Below are 20,793 nucleotides of genomic sequence, written 5' to 3' on the forward strand. Positions count from 1 at the left end.
AAGATAAAGGCGAGAGCAGGAATTAGCTCCTAAAAAATTACTTTTACAATATGAAAAAATGCATTGCCCTTCTCTCTTTTTTATTGTTGTTGTCGTGTGCCAAACCGATCGATCCCAAGGATTTGGCCAAGCTCAACGGTTATTGGGAAATCGATTATGTAGTCTTGCCCGATGGTGAAAAAAAGGATTACCCGATCAACGAAACCTACGATTATTTTGAAATCAAGGGCGATGCGGGAACACGCACCAAAGTGATGCCGCAGCTCGATGGGAAGTTTTTGACCAATGCGCTTTCGGAAAAAGTCAAGATTGTCAATGAAAAAGACCAAACTTTTCTCGAATACCAAACCGATTATACCAAGTGGCGCGAGCAATTGCTTGAAGTGACCGACAGCGTCATGGTGCTGCGCAACAAAGAGAAAAACGAATACCATTACAAGAAAACCGACCCCATAAACCTCGATGCGGATGGCAAAAAGACGCGCTAACGACAGCCCGATTGGCGATGTGCTCAAAGAAATCATCTCGGCCAATAAACTCCAACCCGGAATCGATGCGGTTTCGGTGGCCGATGCGTGGAAAAACCTCATGGGCAACGGCGTCAATACCTATACGCGGAACATTGCACTCAAAGGCAATACGTTGTATGTCGAGTTGACATCGGCGGTGCTGCGCGAGGAACTTAGCTACGGCAAGCACAAAATCATCCAGATGATCAATGAGGAATTGGGTAGGGAAGTGGTGAAGGAAGTGGTGTTGAGGTGAGATTTTCAGATTTTCGAAAACGCTTCGCTATAGATTGTCAGAAAAATAAAATCCCACCTCGTTTGAAGTGGGATTTTTATTTTGAGATTCCGAAAATCTAAAGCTCGCAGGGCGTTTCCGACAATCTGATAATCTAATTAGAACTGCTCTCTCCCTGCAAAGTGGAAAGCGCCTTCAATCGCAGCGTTCTCATCGCTGTCTGAACCATGAACGGCATTTTCACCGATTGATTTGGCGTATTTTTTACGGATGGTTCCCTCAGCCGCATCAGCCGGGTTGGTGGCACCGATCAAAGTACGGAATTCCTCGATTGCGTTTTCTTTTTCCAAGATAGCGGCAACGATCGGACCTCTTGACATGAACTCCACCAATTCTCCGTAGAACGGACGCGCAGCGTGCACTTCGTAGAATTTCTGCGCATCAGCTACAGTCAATTGCGTCAATTTCAAAGAAACGATTTTGAAACCCGCTTCTGTAATCATGTTGATAATGCCTCCGATGTGTCCAGCTTCTACTGCATCGGGCTTGATCATGGTAAATGTTCTATTCGTTGCCATTTTTTGTGTTTTAAATTTTCGTGTGCAAAAGTAAGGCGAATAAAACCAATATCAAAATGAAATTCACGCCGATTTAGCGATGCCTGAAATTATAAAACGAGGATGTTGAAATCGTTGGCCAACGGATGGAGTTCGGCCGACAGTTTGTCGATGAGCGATTGGCCGCTTTCAATATAAAATTCGGCAAAATTGGCCTGGCGTTCCTGCAGGCTTTTGTTCGGAAAGAGTTCGTTTTGCAGGTCGGTGATGCGTTCCAATTCGTCGGCGTGTTTGCGCTTCTGCGCCTTAAGCAAACGTTTCTCGAGATTTTCGAGTCCTTTGATTTGTTTGGTTTCCTGTGCTTTTACGGCGCCTGAGAACGATTTGTCCGTTTGTTCTGCTATGACGTGCAAGTCGGCGAATTGCTTTTGAAGCGTTTCTTTCTGTGGAGTCAAATCGATCGGGAATTCCGACAGGGATTTGATTTTGAGATTCTTCAAATCGGCTTGTTTGGCAAACAAATCCTGCCAACTCACCCCCAATTTATCGGCTTTCTGCGCTTGTTTTTGGGTGGCGAGCAATACCGAATTCCTGAGCAGCAGCATCGGGAAAGGCACCTTCACCGCATCGAAAAGCGATTTGAGTTCGAGCCAATAGGCCAATTCGCCTCCGCCACCGATGTAGCATAAATTGGGCAAAATGACTTCCTGGTACAACGGCCTTAAAATTACATTTGGACTGAAATTTTCGGGATGGCTTTCGAGTTCGGCCAATATTTCGCTCTCGCTGAATTGGATCGAAGTGTTGTTGACCTGGTATTTTCCATCCATTTGAACAATCCTTTCGCGCAAATTTTCGCCGATGTAAAACAGATTAATTTCGCGCGGATTGACCTGGACGTCGTAATCCTTGAGTTGTTCAATCGTTTCGGTTACGTTCTTGAAGGCCGTTTGCTGCAACAATTCTTGTTTGATGTACGGAATGAATTCGCGTTTGAGTTCGGCTTCGTCTGCATCGATGATCACCAATCCTTGTTTGCCAAACAATTCATTGGCCAAGTAACGGGTCGCATCGGCCAAGTTTTCGTGAGTGAGATAAGTCTTTTCAAACAGATTTCGTATGAAAGCGGCGTTGTTTCCCGAGCCGGTTTCATGGGCGAAAACCTCAAAAACTTCTTCCAAACCTTTGGTCGACAAACGGCCGACTGGCCCAGTGCTTTCGCGATTCCATCTGAATTTCTTGCCCTTGAAATTGAAGTAATTGATTTCCTCGAAATCGTGGTCTTCGGTCGCCATCCAATACACGGGAACAAAATCGCAATACGGGTATTTGGCCTTGAGTTCCTTGGCGAGGTTGACCGCCGAAATAATCTTGTACAAAAAATACAACGGTCCCGTAAACAAATTGAGTTGGTGGCCCGTCGTTACCGTAAACGTATTCGGATTTTTCAACGCTTCGATGTTGGCGTTGGTCAAGCCCGAAACCTGGAGCGATTGATATTGCCGATGCAGTACCTCGACGAGTGTTTTGCGGAAATCGTTGTTGAAATTGTTTTGCTTCTCGGTAATCTGCGCCCCGAAATTCCCGAGGGACGGAAACCGATTGTACAACGGCTGCAGCGACGACTTCTGTTCGAGATAATCATTCATGATAGGGGTGAAATATCCGGAACTCTGGTAGCTGATACAGTCGGTTGGCATAGTTGGTTTGGCTAAATTGGATTGTAAAATTACAAAAATTAAGCAATTGAAAGCGGCTTTAACAAAGGGTTGGCAAATAAGGATTTTAATTTTTTAAGAAAATATTAGGAAATTAAAAAAACTATTCTAAATATTTGCACTCGAAAATTTGCTAATTCTTAAAACGAAGAAAAATGTTTGTACAACAATCATCCCTCAAAAGCTTTTCGCCAAATCGATTTGGTGGAGCTGGTCTTCGTGGCTTTTCGCAATCCTAGATTCTAACGATTCAAGATAAGAGAAAGCCCGAAGCTATGTAATTCGGGCTTTTTTATTTGGATCAATTCCTAAAAATTTCCCGCGACCTTTCCATTTATCCATCGGATAAAATGCCTGCATTCACACGATTCATCGTGGTCTGCAACTATAACAATTTTTAAATATTATGGGAAATAAATTATCCGGGAAAGACCTGATCAAATTGGGTTTTCCCAAAAACAATTCAATCAATATTGCCTTGGGGCAAATCAACCGCTACCGCAAAAAAGAAAAGAAAGAAAGCATCCTCAGCGAAGCCAAACAAGTACTGCTCGAACCCGAAAAATTCAAGGGCCACGGCACTTGGGGCAAGGTGGCCGAAGGACTCGTCAATCCGGTACAGGTCAGGATGCAGCAGCTCAGGACGACCCGCGCGCCGTTCTCGATTTTCGGTGAAAATGAAATCGACGAGCAGGCCAAGTTCCAATTGTACGAAAGCCTCAAATTGCCGGTTTCGGTCGCTGGCGCCTTGATGCCCGATGCGCATTCGGGTTACGGATTGCCGATTGGTGGCGTACTCGCAACCGACAATGCCGTGATTCCTTATGGCGTCGGTGTGGACATCGGTTGCCGCATGAGCCTGTCGATTTTCGATTTGCCCGCGTCGTTCCTCAAAGGAAAAGACCACCAGTTGCAGGCAATCCTCCAGGAGCACACGAGGTTCGGCATGAACGAAACGCACAAGATCAAAGCCGACCATGAGGTGTTCTACCGAAGCGAATTCCGCGACATTCCATTGCTCAAGGGACTTTTGGACAAAGCCTACAAGCAACTCGGGACTTCAGGCGGCGGCAACCATTTCGTCGAATTCGGTGTAGTCAACGTACAAAACGCGCTGCCCGAATGGAAAATCGGAAACGGGGAATATTTCGCCGTGTTGTCGCACAGCGGCTCGCGCGGACTCGGGGCGAACATCGCCAAGCATTACACCTATTTGGCGACCAAACAATGTCCATTGCCGAAGAATGTGCAGCATTTGGCTTGGCTCGACCTCAATACGCACGATGGACAGGAATACTGGCTCGCGATGAACCTCGCCGGCGATTATGCCAAGGCTTGCCACGATGACATCCACCGCAGAATTGCCAAAGCACTCGGCAAACGAACCGTCGTCACGATCGAAAACCACCACAATTTTGCGTGGAAAGAAATGGTAAACGGCAAACAGTGCATCGTGCACCGCAAAGGCGCGACACCGGCACACGAAGCGGCGCTCGGCATCATTCCGGGATCGATGACCGCACCGGGTTACATCGTGCGTGGCAAAGGCAATCCGGAAAGCCTGAATTCGGCATCGCACGGTGCAGGCCGGTTGTTCTCGCGCGCCAAATGCAGGAGCACATTCACGCCAAGCGAAATCAAGAAGGTATTGCAAGCGCATGAGGTGACGCTGATCGGTGGCAACGTAGATGAAGCCCCGATGGCCTATAAAGACATCACCAAAGTCATGGCCAACCAAACAGAATTAGTAGAAATCCTCGGGACATTCACGCCCAAAATCGTGAGAATGGACCGCTAAAAAAATTAATTATGGAAAAAATAATACAAATCACAGCCGGGCGCGGCCCCGCGGAATGTACTTGGGTCGTGGCCCAGGTGCTCAAGAAAATGCTTGACGAAGCACAGCAATCCGGGTTGGAAGCCACGGTTTTGCAACGTCAAGCGGGAACCGAAAACGGCACGGTAGAAACCGCCACAATTGGTCTCAAAGGAAGCGGCGTTCCCGATTTTACAGCCTCGTGGATCGGCAGCATCCAATGGATCGGCCAAAGCCAATTCCGCAAGATGCACAAACGCAAGAACTGGTTCATCAGGGTTTTTGAAATCGAGCGTGGGACGGCATTTGAGATGAACGAAACCGATATCCGTTATCAGGCGATGCGCAGTTCAGGAGCAGGCGGCCAGCATGTCAACAAGGTCAGCTCGGCCGTTCGTGCCACACACTTGCCGACGGGTATTTCAGCCGTCGCGATGGACAGCCGTTCGCAGCACCAGAACAAGAAACTGGCTACCGAACGTTTGAAACAGAAATTAGAATCCGAGAACCTCAGGCAACTGCAAGGTCAGGTCGGGAAGGAATGGGAAAACCAACTCAATGTGCAACGCGGCAATCCGGTGCGCACATTTACGGGAACCGATTTCAAGAAGGCCAAAACCGAGAAGAACCACAAGGCGATTCGGAAAAAAATGAAACAAAATTTACAAAGCAATGAATACAACTGATAAATACTTGTTCCAGGCGATGGATTACTATCCATTTTCGCTTGGGGAAGCTACGGAATCATTGGGTTATGCATTGTCTTACGACGCCCAAAATACGATGGCGTTGTGTCTTTCGGGAAGGGTTCAGGCCGAGCAATTGCTCAATTACGAAAAGGCGAAGGAATTTTTCGAGCAAGCGCTTGGCATCAACCTCCATGCGCTCGAGATCTATCCGCACTACATCGATACCCTGATCATGAACGGCGATTATGACGAAGCCGAAAAGCTCATCGATTTTGCGCTTACCGTCAAAGGAATCGACAAACCTTTGATCCTCTGGCATAAAGTCTTGCTTTTCGAAACCAGACAGGAGTTCAAGGCCGCGCGCAAAGTGCTCCAGCAAGTGCGGCTGCACCTGATCAACGATTGGGTGTTCAACTTCATGGAACAGGTCGAAAAGCGGCTCGACAAGAAAATTGAGCTTTCCAAGAAAAAAAAGAAGAAAGCCAAAAAAGGCAAGAAAAAATCCAAGTGATGCGACAGGCTGTCCGATCGGGCGGCCTGTTTTTATTGCAATCGGTGCGACTGTCCATCTTATTTGGTACTTTTGTAGCCTAATTTGCGACATTTGAAAACCCAATTGTTCCTCATCACGCCGCCGTTTACGCAACTCAATACGCCTTATCCGGCGACGGCTTACCTCAAAGGTTTCCTGAATACGAAAGGCATCGCCGCGGTTCAGGCCGATTTGGGTATAGAGGTCATCCTGGAGATTTTCTCGCAAAAAGGACTGGCCGATTTGTTCGCGCAGATTGAATCCAAAAACGGCAATTGGTCCGACAATGCCGAGCGCATCATCGCATTGAAATCCTATTATTTAAGTACGATCGATTCGGTGATTGCCTTCCTGCAAGGCAAAAATCCGACCTTGGCGTTGCAGATTTGCCAAGAGGATTTCCTGCCCGAAGCATCTCGCTTTGCCCAACTCGAAGAACTCGAATGGGCGTTCGGCGCGATGGGCACACAGGACAAGGCCAAGCATTTGGCGACTTTGTACCTCGAAGACATTTCCGATTTGATCGTGGAATGCATCGACGCGAATTTCGGATTCAGCCGGTATGCCGAACGTTTGGGCCGCAGCGCCAATTCGTTCGACGAACTCTACGAAGCCTTGCAGCAAGATTATACCTATGCAGATGAAATCCTGGTTTCGGTCTTGCAGCAAAAAATAGAAACGATCAAACCGACCTTGTTGCTGGTTTCGGTACCATTCCCGGGGAATTTGTACGCGGCATTCCGCTCGGCCCAATGGATCAAGAAGCACTATCCCGAAATCAAGATCTCGATGGGCGGCGGTTTCCCGAACACCGAATTGCGCTCGCTTTCGGATGCACGCGTGTTCGAATTCTTTGATTTCATTACGCTCGACGACGGAGAAATGCCCGTCGAAAAACTCGTTGAATTACTCGAAGGCCGATGCAAAATCTACGAACTCAAGCGCACATTTACCTTGGTCGACGGTAAAGTCGAATACATCAACAACAGCGCTTGCAAGGATTACAAACAATCCGAAGTCGGTACGCCCGATTATTCCGATTTGCCTTTGGATAAATATATTTCGGTTATCGAAATCGTCAACCCGATGCACCGCATGTGGAGCGACGGCCGTTGGAATAAACTTACGATGGCGCACGGCTGTTATTGGGGTAAATGCACCTTCTGTGACATTTCACTCGATTACATCAAGGTGTACGAACCGGTTGCCGCGAGTTTGCTGTGCGACCGCATCGAGGAATTGATCGCTCAGACCGGGCAAAACGGATTCCATTTTGTCGACGAAGCCGCACCGCCAGCGTTGATGCGGGCACTCGCGCTCGAAATCCTCAAACGAAAACTCACAATCACCTGGTGGACCAACATCCGATTCGAGAAAAGTTTTACCAAAGATTTGTGCGTTTTATTGAAGGCGTCGGGCTGCATCGCGGTTTCGGGCGGGCTCGAAGTGGCTTCGGATCGATTGCTCGCGCTGATCGACAAGGGCGTGACGGTCGAGCAGGTGGCCAAGGTGACGCGCCATTTCACCGAATCGGGCATCATGGTGCATGCGTATCTGATGTACGGTTATCCGACGCAGACCGTGCAGGAAACCATCGACAGTCTCGAAATGGTGCGCCAGATGTTTGAGGCCGGCATCCTGCAATCGGGGTTTTGGCACCAGTTTGCGATGACGGCGCACAGCCCGGTGGGGATGTATCCCGAAAAGTTCGGGGTGGTCAAGGAATCGGACATCGTAGGTTCGTTTGCCAACAACGACATCAATTATACCGACCAGACCGGGATCGACCACGACCAGTTCAGTTACGGGCTCAAGAAGTCGCTGTTCAATTACATGCACAGCATCTGTTTCGATTTTCCGTTGCAGGATTGGTTCGATTTCAAGATTCCGCGAACGAAAATCGCGCCCGATTTTATTTTCGATGCCTTGCACCGCGACGAGACTTTTGGGATGAAGCCGACTTCCAAAATTGTTTGGCTGGGCGGAAAACCGTCGGTCGACTATTTCACCAAAACCAAAAAGGGCAATTCGTGGGACATGCTGTCGATGACTTTCCACGACAAAAAGGAAAGTTTTACGGTCCAGGCCAACAAGGCAGAAGGCGAGTGGCTCGTCAAGATGCTCGATTGGGTTTCGGTTTCTGGGTCCAAAACGATGACGTTCCAGCAAATCAAGACCGATTTTGAAACCGGTTTGGAGGATTTCGAATTGTTCTGGTATTCGAAGCCAATCAATATTTTGCGCGATTTTGGCTTGCTCGTATTGTAAGCATTGCTCCGGTTGTAATGTCGTGTGCGTTAGCGGTTGGAGCAAGGTGCCGTGTCCCGATGTTTCGGGACGGAAAACGCGGCCCGCAGGGACACGAGGCTGCAAGCCGACTGCCCGTAGGGAAACGCCCAAAATAAAAAAGCGCAAATCCAAATGATCTGCGCCTTACCTAACTAAAAAAAAGCAACCGTTTTTTATTCGAAAACGAGGTCGATGTAGGGCAATGTATAATTGTCTGACATGCCTTCGTAAATCGATGATCCTGTGATTTTTAAAATACCCAGGTTATAGGGAAAACCCAAAGGGGTGCCGTTGGATTTTTCGATCACGCGCCCGATGTAAATGCTTACGTCGCCGGTATAATTTTGCTGTTTTCTTTTGATGGTATAAGCATGCCCGACCGTCAGGGCTACCGGTGCAATCGAAACATATTCGGTTGCAGTGGAAGAAAAGGCGAGATTGCCTGAATATACCGTAACCCCGGCCGTATTGTCCACAATTTCTATCAGGTAAGGATAGGCTTCAAAAGTGGGTTGGCTTTGGTAACCGATTTTGCAGACGGTCGCCGGCGAAGTCACTTTCGAAAGAATAGGAATGGAGTTCCGAATCCATCGTGATGTATTCTGTATTGGGTGCAATGCTGCGCACATTGGCGTACAATTGGTTGAAAATGGTATTGGAAGAATCGCAGCCATTGACACTGTTGTTGGTGATTGGGTTGTTGACGATTTCATTGTCGCCATTGTCATTGTTGCATCCTGAAATAAGCAATGCCAGCAAGGCTATTCTAATGAGGTTCTTTTTCATGTCTGGATTTTTGGTTCCTACAAATAGAACAAGCCCGACGCGGAAAACCCTACGCATAAAAAAACGGATAGTGTCGCTACTATCCGTTTTTAAATACAATGGGATGGATTATTCTTTGATCAGTTTTTCGACCTTGCTTCCTTTTTCGGTGGTTACCTTGAGGAAATAAATGCCGTTTTGCTTGCCTGAAATATCAATCGAAGTTTCTTTGCCGCTTTCCAACGAAGTCTGCAACAATCGGCCTTGCAGGTCAAAAAGTTGCACCGATTTGATTGCCGATTGGGCCTTGATGTTGACCTTGTCCTTGGTTGGGTTCGGTGCGATTCCGATGGTCGCATCGGTTTTGAATGATTCGTTTTTCAGCAACGTAAAGGTAGAGGTCGCCTCATTGGTCTCGATCGGGAAATTGTAATCGAAGAAAATCTCGGCCTTGTTCGAAATCGAATTGCCCAACACCAAATCGGGTCTGGTCTTGATCTTGAATACAACATTGCCTTTGTTTGCGCCTTCGGTTCCGGGCAGGTTGATGTTCTGGAAAATGAATTCCACGATATTGTCGCGAACCCTAGCCATGACCGGATGCGAGGCATAGATCAACTGCAGTGTACTGATGTCGAATTTGGTCGTGTCGATGACGTCTTTCACGACTACATTCTCTGCAGGTGCCGTACCGATGTTCTCGAAATTGATGTTGTAGTGCACATAGTCGCCAATCATTTGGGGTGAAATGTTTTCGCCCTCGAGACAGGTCTTGTCGTTCGGATCGAATGAATTGACAATTGTCTGGTGCAATTCAAAACTCGAATTGTAGGCCGAACCTTCGATTTCATAATCCATGTTGGCCGTGAAATCGAGGATGTCGCCATTGTTCAAAGGTGGCGTTTCCATCGGGCCGTTGAGGTTCAACTTAAATTGGATGTGGCGGCTTTCGAATGGGATCAGGTCTGAAAAATTAAACACCAACGTATTTCCGATTTGTGTGGCCGCAGGAAACGAAGAAATGAAATCGGTTCGGGCATCGTCGAAAGTCAATGTAATGGTACCGTCAACAATCTGGTTTCCGTTGTTGGTGTAAACGATTCCGTAAGTCGTATCGAAGCCCGGACGCGCCCGCGATGCATAAATCACGACTTCGGCTTCAGGATGGATGCCGTTGGGTGTCATGCAGATGTCGCGTACGGCGCTCAGGTTGGCGTTCGTAGCGAAAGCAACCGGCGACACTGGCGCAAAATTAAAGTAAGATGGGTTTTCAATGACCGGGGTCAACGTAAAATTACCGGCGCCGGTGTAGAAGTTATAGACCGATTCGGCGTTGAGGAAGGTGGCGCCTTCGCTGAATCCGTCATTGATTTTTACTTTGACCATCGGGATCAGCGTGTCACTGGCGTCGCAGCCATTGTTGTTGGCATCAAAAAGGAAAGTCCCCGAAATGGTATTGTAGATTCCGCCCGGCAGAAACGTGCAGTAAGACTGGACCACTACACCCGGATGTGAATCGGTAAATTGGGCGACATTGTCTTCATTGGCACAAATCGAATGCAGGTTCGGGCAATTGGTCATTTTCATATAGTTCCAATAGCGCATGCCGTTTTTGGCATTGACGTAGGTCAGTTCGGGCGAATCGTAAATGCGCAGGCTTTTTAATTTGAGCAGCATCGAAACATCCACATCGGTCAGCAAACTTCCTTCAATCCGCAGGGAACGCAAATTTGGAGCGGCAGAAAAATCGCATTGGGTGGCTGCGAAATTGTCGATAAACAGCGTGTAAAGGTTGGTGTTGTTGCCCATGGTCAAGGCAATGGGATGATCTTCGGACCCGCAAGAAAGCGTATACAGGTAGGGCAACATGCTAATGTCAAGTGCATCAATCGGATTCTCAAGGCAAATCAAAGTGGACAGGGTGTTGAGTCCATTCAAATCGAATGAGGGAATATTGTTGTTGGAACAGTTGATCGAACTAATATTCGTCAATCCCGAGACATCGAGGCCCGCCAATTGGTTTTGGACGCAATCGAAAATGGACAGTTGTGATAAATTATCGAGATTCAGTGCTGTTAGTTGGTTCTCGGAACAATCAAAATTGGTCACCTCAAAAAGATTGGTTACATCCAATTCGGTCAATTGGTTTCCCCTGCAGTAAAACGACTTGAGATGGGTCAGCGTAATTACATTGAGTGCCGTGAGTTGGTTGGTCCCAACTGAAAGGTATTCGAGATTCGCTTGCGGGGTCAAATCGAGCGTAGTCAACATATTGTCGCTGGCTTCGAGATACCTGAGGTTGCTGTTTGTCCCTAAATTGAGTGTACTGACCTGGTTGTTGTATACGCTCAGTTCCTCCAATTGCAGCAACGCACTTACATCGACGGAAGTCAGTTCGCTGTAGTTGCAATCAATAATCTTCAAGGCAGGTGCTGCGTTGAAATTGACCGAAACCAATGCATTTTGGGAAGCCGAGAGTATTTCAAGGTTGGGTACCGTGCTGAGATCAATCGTCGTCAGCATATTGTTGGTGCAATTGAATTCCTTGAGATTCGTGCAGTCCGTCAAGTCAACAGACGCCAGGCTATTCTGATTGCAGTTCAATGTTTTGAGGCTCGTACACCCCGTCAAATTGATGGACGTCAGGTTGTTCTGGCTGCAATTTACATTTTCAAGATGCGTCAATCCGCTCAGGTTCAAACTCGTCAAACTACTGCCGCTGCAATTGAGCGTTACCAGACTCGGCAGTATGCCCGAAAGGTTAAAATCGGTTACCGTCGAGGACCAGTTTCGAGCAATTGAAAGTCGTCACATTGACGAAAGCTTCGAGCCCGGTGAAATCATGAATCGAGCCGGCAGTGATGTACAGCAACGTCAGCTCGGTCACCGCTTCTGCTTCGGAAACCTGGATGTAGTTGTCGCCGTTGGTGTCGTAGCCGGCCTGTGAGAGGTTGAACCTTAATCCGATGTCGGGAATGTTTACAATTTGGGCATTACAGATGCCGGTCGTCAAAAGCAAAAAGAGTAAAATTTTTCTCATCGGATGTCGTGTTAAGGTTATTGCTTGACGAGCTTCTCGATTTTACCTCCTTTCTGCGTAATGATTTTGAGGAAATACACCCCATTGGGCCTATTGGAAAGATCGATTGAAATCTCGTTCGAATTCTCGTTCGAAGATAATAATATTCTGCCCTGTAAATCAAAAAGTTGCAAATACTCGATGTTCGAATCGGTTTTGACGTTGAACGTCCCTTTTGATGGGTTCGGCGCAATGGCAATCGAGGCATCGGTTTGGAAATCATCGGTTTTGAGCACAGAGAAAGTAGAGGCGGCCTCGTTGGTCTCGATCGGGAAATTGTAGTCGAAAAAGATCTCGGCCTTGTTCGAAATCGTATTGCCCAGCACCAGGGTCGGCTTGGTCTTGATCTTGAACACGACGTTCCCTTTGTTGTCGCCCGAAGTGCCCGGCAGATTGATGTTTTCGAAAATAAAATCGACGCGGTGGCCTACAATCCGTGTCGTTACCGGATGCGAGGCATACATCACTTGCAGCGTGCTGATGTCGAATTTCGCCGCATCGATTTCGTCCTTGACCACAATATTGATGGCCTCGGCCGTGCCGATGTTCTCGAAATTGATGTTGTAATGCACATAATCGCCAATCATGTCGGGTGAAATGGTGTTGCCTTCGAGACAGGTCTTGTCGTTCGGGTCAAGCGAATTGACAACCACCTGATGCAATGCTTCGGACAGGTTGCCGACATTGGCATGGGCATCGGTATAATGAAGCACGGCGTAGAAATCAAGGATGTCATCCTGGTTCAAGGCCGGCGTTTCCATCGGCGAATTGAGGTTGATCGAGAAATCGACGCTCCGGGTTTGAAACGGCGCAAGCGCCACATAGCCCAAGGCCAGCGTATTCCCGGTTTGGGTGACACCGGAAGAAGCCGAAACAAAATCTGTCCGGGCATCATCGAAAGTCACCGAGGCCCAGCCGCTCAGCGTTTGGTTACCGGTATTTTTGTAAATCAATTTGTAATGCGCATCGAAACCCGGACGTGCCTGCCCGATCGGGACAATCGTGATTTCTGCCTCGGGATGGATACCGACGGGAGTCACGCAAAAATCGACTGTCGTGTTCAAACTGTTGGCCGCATCAAAATGAACTGTGGCCGGTGTAGCCGAAATATTAAAGTATGACGGGTTTTCAATTTCGGGTGTCAGCGTGAAATCGCCGGCCTGGGTAAAGAAAGTATACGTGCCGGTAGGACTGGTAAATGCCGCTCCGGATTGGAAGCCGTCATTGATCGTCACCTTGGTATTGCTGAAAACCGGTTCGTTGGCATCGCAACCGTCATTCCCGTTGTCAAACCTGATTGTTCCGGAAATGGTATTGTACAATCCGCCCGGGGTAAACGAACAGTACGAATTGACTACGAGGTTCGGGTTGTTTTCGAACATGGGAGTTGTGATTCCATACCAGGTTGTTTCCATGCCTTCATTGGCACAAATCATCTGCAACAAAGGATTGTAGTCAATCCAATACATTGGTATTTGGGGATTCCCGTTTTTGGTATTGACATACGTCAGGCTTGCGTTGTTGGATACCGAAAGATTATTGATCAGCGGGGAACCCGAAAAATCAATTTCTTGCAAAGAAGTCGTAATGGCTACCGTTAATCGTTCCAACAATGGCAGGCTGATATTGAGTTGGGGTTGGGTGTAGCCATAAACCGAAAGGTCCTTTAAACTGTCGGGAGCCATCAACGAAGCAAAAACCGCCGATGTTGTATTGCCGCAACTGAGCCTTTCCAAATGGGAAAACGCCGACAAATCCAAAGCAGGAAGCAAGGTAAGGAAGCAATGCAACTCCCTGAGGCTTCCGGCCAACGGTGCCAGGTTGATCGAACTGATCGGGTTGCTGTCGATATACAATACTTCCAGTTGGGTCAGCATCGAAACATCGAGGTCGGTCAGTCCGTTGCTGGTGCAGGTCAACTCTTTGAGATTGGTCAAGGTGGAAACATTCAATGCGCCCAGTGGGTTGTAGCCGCAATTGAGTTTTTGGAGATTCACGCACGGCAATAGATTGAGCGCGGTCTGTGAAGTGCTTCTGCAATTGAGATCGACCAGGTCGGTAAGATGGGAAACGACCAAAGGATGCGCCAAAGGGTTGTTGCTGACATCCAATTGCGTCAAATTCGGGACACCGCTCAAATCCAATGTGGTAAGGCTGCACGAAGGCAAAACCAATACTTTGAGATTGGGCAAAGACCCGATCGTCAGCGACTCGAGGCTGTAAACCATGCCGGTGGCGAAGGTTTCGAGTTGGGTCAGCATCGAAATATCCATAGAAACGATGCTGCTCATCGTAATGTAGATCGTGCGCAGGTTGACCAGTGTGCTGGCGTCAAAAGTAGGGAACGAACCGCCGTTGATTTCGATATACTGCAGGTTGGTAAAATGTTCTATGCCGCCTACGTCTGTTATCGAACTTGGCAACGAGGAAAGCATCAGTCGCGTGATGAGCAATGCTTCGCTTTCCTGGATTTCGCCGTCGTTGTTGGCGTCGATGGCCACGGATTCAAATTCTGAATCGGCAGTAAAAGCCATAGCATTGCTGGTGCTTGACGAAAGTAAAAACGCCTTAAAATCGGGATCGGCAAAAACAATCTGGGCTTGGGTCATTCCGCTGCAGCACAGCAAGGCCAAAAGCAGCAGTTGGTGTATCTTGAGTTTCATGATCTGTGGTATCGGCATGGTTATTCTTTGATGATTTTTTCGATTTTATTTCCTTTCTCGGTGGTGACTTTCAAGAAATAGATACCATTGGCCTTGCCTGAAATGTCGAGCGAGATTTCGCTGTTGTTCTCGATCGAATGCTGTAAGAGACGTCCTTGCAGATCGAAAAGCTGCAACGATTTGATGTTCGAGTTGGCCTTGACATTGATTTGGTCCTTGGCCGGATTCGGGGCGATGCCAATCGATGCGTCGGTCTTGAATGATTCGTTTTTCAACAACGTAAAGGTCGAGGTCGCCTCGTTGGTCTCGATCGGGAAATTGTAATCGAAGAAAATTTCGGCTTTGTTCGAAATCGAATTGCCCAGCACCAAAGTCGGCCGGGTCTTGAGCTTGAACACGACGTTGCCTTTGTTTTCCCCAGCAGTGCCCGGCAGGTTGATGTTCTGGAACACAAACTCGACGGTGTTGCCTTCGATGCGCGTGACCACCGGATGGGAAGCATGAATCACCTGCAGCGTGCTGAGGTCGAATTTGGTCGTATCGATCACATCCTTGACCACTACATTGATGGCCTCGGCCGTGCCGATGTTCTCAAAATTGATGTTGTAATGCACATAATCGCCGATCATCTCAGGCGAAATCGTGTTGCCTTCGAGACAGGTCTTGTCGTTCGGGTCGAGCGAATTGACCACGATCTGGTTGAGTTCCGCATTGGCGTGCATGGTCGCCACATCGGGAATCATGTAATCCATGTCGGCAGAGAAATGCAAGATGTCGCCTTGGTTGAGCGGCGGGGTTTCCATTGGGCCATTGAGGTTGACCGTAAAATCGATCCAGCGCGATTCAAACGGAAGCAAATCTGAAAATTGCCAGTACAAGGTTCCCGAGGATTGCGAATCGACTGTCGGGCTGGCCGAAATCCAATCAATAGTGGCATCGTCGAATTGTAAAGTAATGCCGCCGTCGAGGGATTGGTTACCGATATTTCGGTATATGAGGGTGTATTGCGAATCAAAACCCGGACGTGCCGTACCCAACGGAACAATCATGATTTCGGCATCGGGATGCACGCCATTGGCGGTGACACAGAAATTTTGCATCGCGACCTGCCCGTCGGCCTGTGAAAAATTGATCGTAGCCGAAGCAGGCGAAACATTAAAATACTGCGGGTTTTCGAGATTGGGTGTCAATGTAAAATTCCCGGTTTGTCGGTAAAAACGGTAACCCGATTCGTTGACCGATGTCGTATACGTGCTGCTGCCATCCGAAAGCGACAACAAGGCGTTGTTGAAGAACGGATCGTTGCCATCGCAGCCGTTGTTTTCGTCGTCGAAAACCAATTGCCCCGAAATGGTGTTGTACACACCGCCCGGCGTAAAAGAGCAATAGGAGTTGACCTGCAGATATTCGCTGTTGCCTTGCGGTTCGCCGGCCAGGTAACCTTGCAACCAGGTGTCGTAATTTTCCACGCACAGCATCGTGAGGTTCGGATTGTGGGAAATGGTCAGGAAATTCATGTGGCGCCCGTTCTTGATATTGGCATATTCCAATTGATGATTGCTAATCAGGGCAAGGTCATTGAGCAAAGGACAACCCGACACATCAAGGGTGGTGATGCCGCTGCCGCCCACACTCAAGATTTCCAGCAGCGGTAAACTGTTGAAATTGTAAGCGGTAATTGGCGAAGAATCGATGTAGAGCGTTTTGAGCAACGGATTCAACGTCAATGTGGTCATCTGTTGCGACCCGCACCACAACGAAATAATATTGGGCATCACCGAAACATCGACCGAAGGCAGCATCGTGCCAAAACACGTCAGGTGCTTCATGCTCTGCATGGAATTCCAGTCCATGGCAGTGATCGGATTTCCTGTGATGTCCAGGCTCGTCAATTGGGTCAATGGCGCAACATTGAGCGCGGTGAGGTTGTTGCCCCAGCAACCCAGTTCGTTCAATTGGGTCAGCGGAGCCACGTTCAACGTGCTGAAACCGATGTTGTTGCAATACAGCTTTTTTAGATTCGTCAGCATCGATACCTCAAAGGAAGCGAATGGATTGTTGCTGCAATCCAAGGTCTCCAGATTGGGGAAGCCCGAAAAACTGAACGAAGTAAGGTTGTTGTCAAAAATAACGAGTTCCTTTAGATTGGGCACGTTGTTCATCGTCAGTGCATTCAGTTCGCAAGCATAGGCAATCAGGCTCGTGAAATTGGGTTTGTTCGAAACATTGAGCGACCCTACCGCATAACAATGCGGCATGTACAATTCCTTGAGGTTGGTCAACGTGGACAGGTTGAGCGAGGCCAGGTACGGACAACCAAAGAACCGCAGTTTTTCCAACTGCACCAAAGGCGCAAGATTGACAGAAACGATGGTTTGGCTGTCAAACCCGAGTTCCACCAGATTGGTAAATTGTTCAATTCCGGTCGCATTATCGAAATAATTCAGCGCATCAAAACTGATGCGTTTGATCAGCAACGCTTCGCTGACTTCGATTTCTCCATTGTTGTTGGCGTCGACGTTTACGGGAATTCCGCCTGTGGTTTCGGTATAAGCCGCCGCATGCAGCACGGCATTTTTAAACTGCGGATCGGGAAAATTGATCTGGGCGTGGCAAAATCCGGCAGCCAATAAAAAGAGGAGTAGTAATTTCTTCATATCAATTTGTTTTGGTTCTGGTGAATATAACAAAGTCGGCCGTCGAAACCCTACTTAAAAAACAAACGGACAGTCCTGAAACCGTCCGTTTGCAAACAAAAAAGTACTTGAATTTAGTTTTTGATCAGCTTTTCGGTTTTGGTTCCTTTTTCGGTAGTGATTTTCAAGAAATAGACACCGTTGCTCTTGCCCGAAATGTCGAACGAAACTTCGCGGTTGTTTTGAGTCGAAGTCTGTAAAATCCTGCCTTGGCCATCAAAAAGCTGTATAGATTTGATGTTCGAATCGGCTTTGACATTGACCTTGTTTTTCGCCGGATTCGGGGCAATGCCAATCGTCGCATCGGTTTTGAATTCGTCGTTCTTGAGCAAGGAGAAAGTCGAGGTCGCCGCGTTGGTCTCGATCGGGAAATTGTAATCGAAGAAAATTTCGGCCTTGTTCGAGATCGAATTGCCCAAAACCAAAGTCGGCTTGGTCTTGATCTTGAACACGACGTTGCCTTTGTTCTGGCCCGAAGTGCCGGGCAGGTTGATGTTCTCGAACATAAACTCCACGATGTTTCCATTGACCCTTGTCTCTACGGGATGCGAGGCATAGGTAACCTGCAACGTCTCGATTTCAAATTTGCTCGTGTCGATCGCGTCCTTGACGACCACATTCTGCGCCGGTGCCGTGCCGATGTTCTCAAAATTGATGTTGTAATGCACATAATCGCCAATCATGTCCGGCGAAATCGTATTGCCTTCTAGGCAGGTCTTGTCGTTCGGGTCGAGCGAATTGACGATGATCTGGTGCAACTGGGCCGAAGTCACAAACGGCGCATTATCCGGGATCACAAAAACCATATCGGCATTGAAATCGAGGATGTCGGCATCGTTGAGCGGCGGGGTTTCCATCGGGCCGTTGAGGTTGATCGTAAAGTCGATGCTTCTCACCTCGAACGGTGCCAGATTGCTGTAACCCCACGAAAGCGTGTTGACGGATTGGCTGTTGATCGCAGGCGTGGCCGAAACAAAATCGGTGCGTGTGTCGTCGAAAGTCAATACGATATTTCCGTTGAGGACTTGGTTGCCCTTGTTTTTGTAGATGAGTTTGTAATGCGCGTCAAACCCCGGACGTGCCGCACCCAATGGTACGATCATGATTTCTGCATCGGCGTGAATGCCATTGGGCGTCACACAGAAACTCTGCATGAACGTCTGTCCGTTGACCGCCGCAAAAGTAATCGTTGCCGAAGGCGGGGAAAAAGTAAAGAACGAACCATTTTCGACAATCGGGGTCAACGTATAGGAACCGTCCTGTGTAAAGATGGCGTAATTTCCGGTGGTATTCGAGAAGGCTGAACCCGATTCGGAATTATGCGTGACGTTGAAACGCGTAAACAGCAAGGGCGCGTCACCCGATCCGCAACCGTTGTTGTTGCCGTCGAAAATGATGTTACCCGAAATCGAATTGTTGAGCCCGCCCGGAACAAACGAACAATACGAGTTGACCGAAACGCCTGGGAAATCGAGTGCCAGTTCCGTCATTTCGAATTCATCGGCACAAATGTATTCGAGGTTGGGTGCTCCTAAAAGACCCCAGCCAAAACTGTCGTCGTGACCGTTTTTGGCATTGATGTAGGTCAGGTCGTTGAACGGATCCGACGAATTGATCATGATTCCGGGATTTTGGGAAATGTCAAGCGCCTGCAGGGCATTGACGCCAAAGTTCACTTCGTGCAAATCGACCAAATTGCTTGAATCGAACGTGGTGAGCAAAGGCGAATCTTCCACGCGCATCATATAAACGGGATTGGGCTGGGTCGAGATAATCGACGTCAGTTGGGCACCGCCGCACCTCAAATCCTCGAGATCAGAAAGTCCGGCCAAATCGAGAATGGCACCAGGGTTTCCCGTACAATAGAATTCCTGGATCACATTGTCCGCCGGAAAAGTATAAGCCATAAATTGGTTGTAGCCGCAATTGAAATGGCCCAGGGCTGGCATAGGCGAGAGGTCAATGGCCGAGAACAAATTGGAACTGATGTTCAAATGGCCCATGTTGATCAATGGAGCAGTATTCAAGGTCGTCAATTGGTTGGAACTGCAGATCAGCATTTCGAGTTGCGTTTGCGAAGACAAATCGAGTGTCGTGAGCTGGTTGCCCGAGCAATCCAGGTCGGTCAGGTGGACCAATGGCGTCAAATTGATGGAACCCAATGGATTTTCGGCGCAACCCAGGCGGGTCAGGTTGTCCAATGAACTCAGATTTAAACTGGTCAGTTGATTGCTGCTGCAGCCCAGAATTGTTAAATTGCTGATGGTTCCAAGGTTGAGTGTGGTCAGGTTGTTTGTTGAACAATCCAAGGATTCGAGTTGTGTAAGCGAACTGACGTTGAGCGTTGTCAAATGGTTGTTGCTGCAACTTAATGATTTAAGATTTGGGGTCACGCTCACATCAAGCGCGCCGAGTTGGTTGGTATGTACGCCGAGCATTTCGAGGTTGGGCACCGGCGAAAGATTAAGGCTGGTGAGGTTGCAACGATTGGCGGTTAATTTTTTAAGGTTGGTCAGTCCCGTCAAATCTAGCGCAGTCAATTCGAAAGCATACGTGCAATCGATTTCTTGGAGCTGTGCATTTCCGGTCACGTTCAAATTGGCCAGGTCATCATTTTCGCGCACCCTCAGGAATTTAAGATTCGGCATATTGCTCACATCGGCCGAGACCAGGTTGCAAAAATCCATATTGAGGTCCACGAGATTCACAAATGAAGTGATGCCCACAATGCCGCCTTGCAGGTTGTGGTTTTCCAAATTGAGCTTGACGATCAATGCCGCTTCGGTCGTCTGGATCTGACCGTCCTGGTTGGTGTCGATGACCACAGCAGGTGCGTCTTCGGCCAACGAGGTAAAAGCGATCCAATCGTTGGGGCCGGCATTGACCAACATATCTTTAAAGTCGGGATTGGGAATATTGATGATCTGTGCTTTGCAGAATCCGGTAAACAACAGGAAAAGGAGTAACAATTTTTTCATGACCGTAGTAGTTTGCTATTTAAAGATAACATTTCCGAGTGATAAAACCCTAAAAAAGATGCGGATGCAGTACTATCAAACTGCATCCGCACACACCCAATTAATGAAAGCCCCTAATATTATCTAACCAACTTTTTCTACTGCTTTCTTGCGTGTTTGTGAAATGATGTTTGTCTAGCCGCAATGGCCAATTTGTTACAAAACAGTTGTTTTTGGGAAAACCCTACCAGTCCATAAAAAAATGCGGATAAAAATTTTACCCGCATT

At 48.1% G+C, this 20,793-nt stretch carries 15 protein-coding genes; 6 read left to right on the plus strand and 9 right to left on the minus strand.

The features are described 5' to 3' along the window. Positions 1-50: 50 nt before the first annotated feature. Together QM717_RS13385 and QM717_RS13390 are read left to right on the plus strand one after the other, a co-directional pair. Positions 51-488 carry a lipocalin family protein gene (locus tag QM717_RS13385; RefSeq protein ID WP_415038087.1) on the plus strand — a complete coding sequence of 146 codons (438 nt, stop codon included), beginning with the start codon at positions 51-53 and terminating at the stop codon, positions 486-488. After that, a complete protein-coding gene (locus QM717_RS13390; RefSeq protein ID WP_415038089.1) occupies positions 469-765 on the plus strand; it encodes a DUF721 domain-containing protein in 297 nt (98 codons plus the stop codon). The genes QM717_RS13385 and QM717_RS13390 overlap by 20 nt, the downstream gene beginning before the upstream one ends. A 137-nt stretch (positions 766-902) precedes the next feature. On the opposite strand, the gene QM717_RS13395 is transcribed toward QM717_RS13390, so the two are convergent. After that, complete coding sequence (locus tag QM717_RS13395; protein ID WP_415038090.1) at positions 903-1,322, minus strand: nucleoside-diphosphate kinase; 420 nt, start codon at positions 1,320-1,322, stop codon at positions 903-905. Positions 1,323-1,411: 89 nt separating this feature from the next. Further along, positions 1,412-3,001, minus strand: coding sequence for a bacillithiol biosynthesis cysteine-adding enzyme BshC (gene bshC, locus QM717_RS13400; protein ID WP_415038092.1), 1,590 nt, complete (start codon positions 2,999-3,001; stop codon positions 1,412-1,414). 424 nt (positions 3,002-3,425) lie between these two features. Here bshC and QM717_RS13405 point away from each other — a divergent pair, with 424 nt between their 5' ends. From QM717_RS13405 to QM717_RS13420, 4 genes are all read left to right on the plus strand, one after another. Continuing rightward, entirely contained in the window at positions 3,426-4,817 is a 1,392-nt protein-coding gene (locus QM717_RS13405; protein WP_415038094.1) for an RtcB family protein, read from the plus strand. 11 nt (positions 4,818-4,828) lie between these two features. Continuing rightward, entirely contained in the window at positions 4,829-5,521 is a 693-nt protein-coding gene (gene prfH, locus QM717_RS13410; protein ID WP_415038096.1) for a peptide chain release factor H, read from the plus strand. After that, positions 5,508-6,035, plus strand: coding sequence for a tetratricopeptide repeat protein (locus QM717_RS13415; protein ID WP_415038097.1), 528 nt, complete (start codon positions 5,508-5,510; stop codon positions 6,033-6,035). Before prfH ends, QM717_RS13415 begins: the two co-directional genes overlap by 14 nt. 93 nt (positions 6,036-6,128) lie before the next feature. Continuing rightward, entirely contained in the window at positions 6,129-8,324 is a 2,196-nt protein-coding gene (locus QM717_RS13420; protein WP_415038099.1) for a B12-binding domain-containing radical SAM protein, read from the plus strand. A 194-nt stretch (positions 8,325-8,518) separates the two neighbouring features. On the opposite strand, the gene QM717_RS13425 is transcribed toward QM717_RS13420, so the two are convergent. The 7 genes from QM717_RS13425 to QM717_RS13455 form a co-directional block, all read right to left on the minus strand. Beyond that, positions 8,519-8,902, minus strand: coding sequence for a hypothetical protein (locus tag QM717_RS13425; protein WP_415038101.1), 384 nt, complete (start codon positions 8,900-8,902; stop codon positions 8,519-8,521). Continuing rightward, positions 8,847-9,131 carry a hypothetical protein gene (locus tag QM717_RS13430; protein WP_415038103.1) on the minus strand — a complete coding sequence of 95 codons (285 nt, stop codon included), beginning with the start codon at positions 9,129-9,131 and terminating at the stop codon, positions 8,847-8,849. The genes QM717_RS13425 and QM717_RS13430 overlap by 56 nt, the downstream gene beginning before the upstream one ends. 108 nt (positions 9,132-9,239) lie before the next feature. Further along, positions 9,240-11,819, minus strand: a complete 2,580-nt coding sequence (locus QM717_RS13435; RefSeq protein WP_415038105.1) for a T9SS type A sorting domain-containing protein — start codon at positions 11,817-11,819, stop codon at positions 9,240-9,242. A 52-nt stretch (positions 11,820-11,871) separates the two neighbouring features. Continuing rightward, complete coding sequence (locus tag QM717_RS13440; protein ID WP_415038107.1) at positions 11,872-12,150, minus strand: hypothetical protein; 279 nt, start codon at positions 12,148-12,150, stop codon at positions 11,872-11,874. A 17-nt stretch (positions 12,151-12,167) separates the two neighbouring features. Further along, positions 12,168-14,870, minus strand: a complete 2,703-nt coding sequence (locus tag QM717_RS13445; RefSeq protein WP_415038109.1) for a T9SS type A sorting domain-containing protein — start codon at positions 14,868-14,870, stop codon at positions 12,168-12,170. 2 nt (positions 14,871-14,872) lie between these two features. Continuing rightward, the gene (locus QM717_RS13450; RefSeq protein ID WP_415038111.1) at positions 14,873-17,509 is read right to left on the minus strand and encodes a leucine-rich repeat domain-containing protein; all 2,637 of its coding nucleotides are present in this window, start codon (positions 17,507-17,509) and stop codon (positions 14,873-14,875) included. Positions 17,510-17,622: 113 nt separating this feature from the next. After that, entirely contained in the window at positions 17,623-20,526 is a 2,904-nt protein-coding gene (locus tag QM717_RS13455; RefSeq protein WP_415038112.1) for a T9SS type A sorting domain-containing protein, read from the minus strand. Between the last annotated feature and the right edge of the window lie 267 nt (positions 20,527-20,793).

Origin of the sequence: Flavobacterium sp. (genome assembly GCF_047602195.1) — a bacterium.
In the GTDB taxonomy this organism is placed as follows: domain Bacteria; phylum Bacteroidota; class Bacteroidia; order Flavobacteriales; family Flavobacteriaceae; genus Flavobacterium.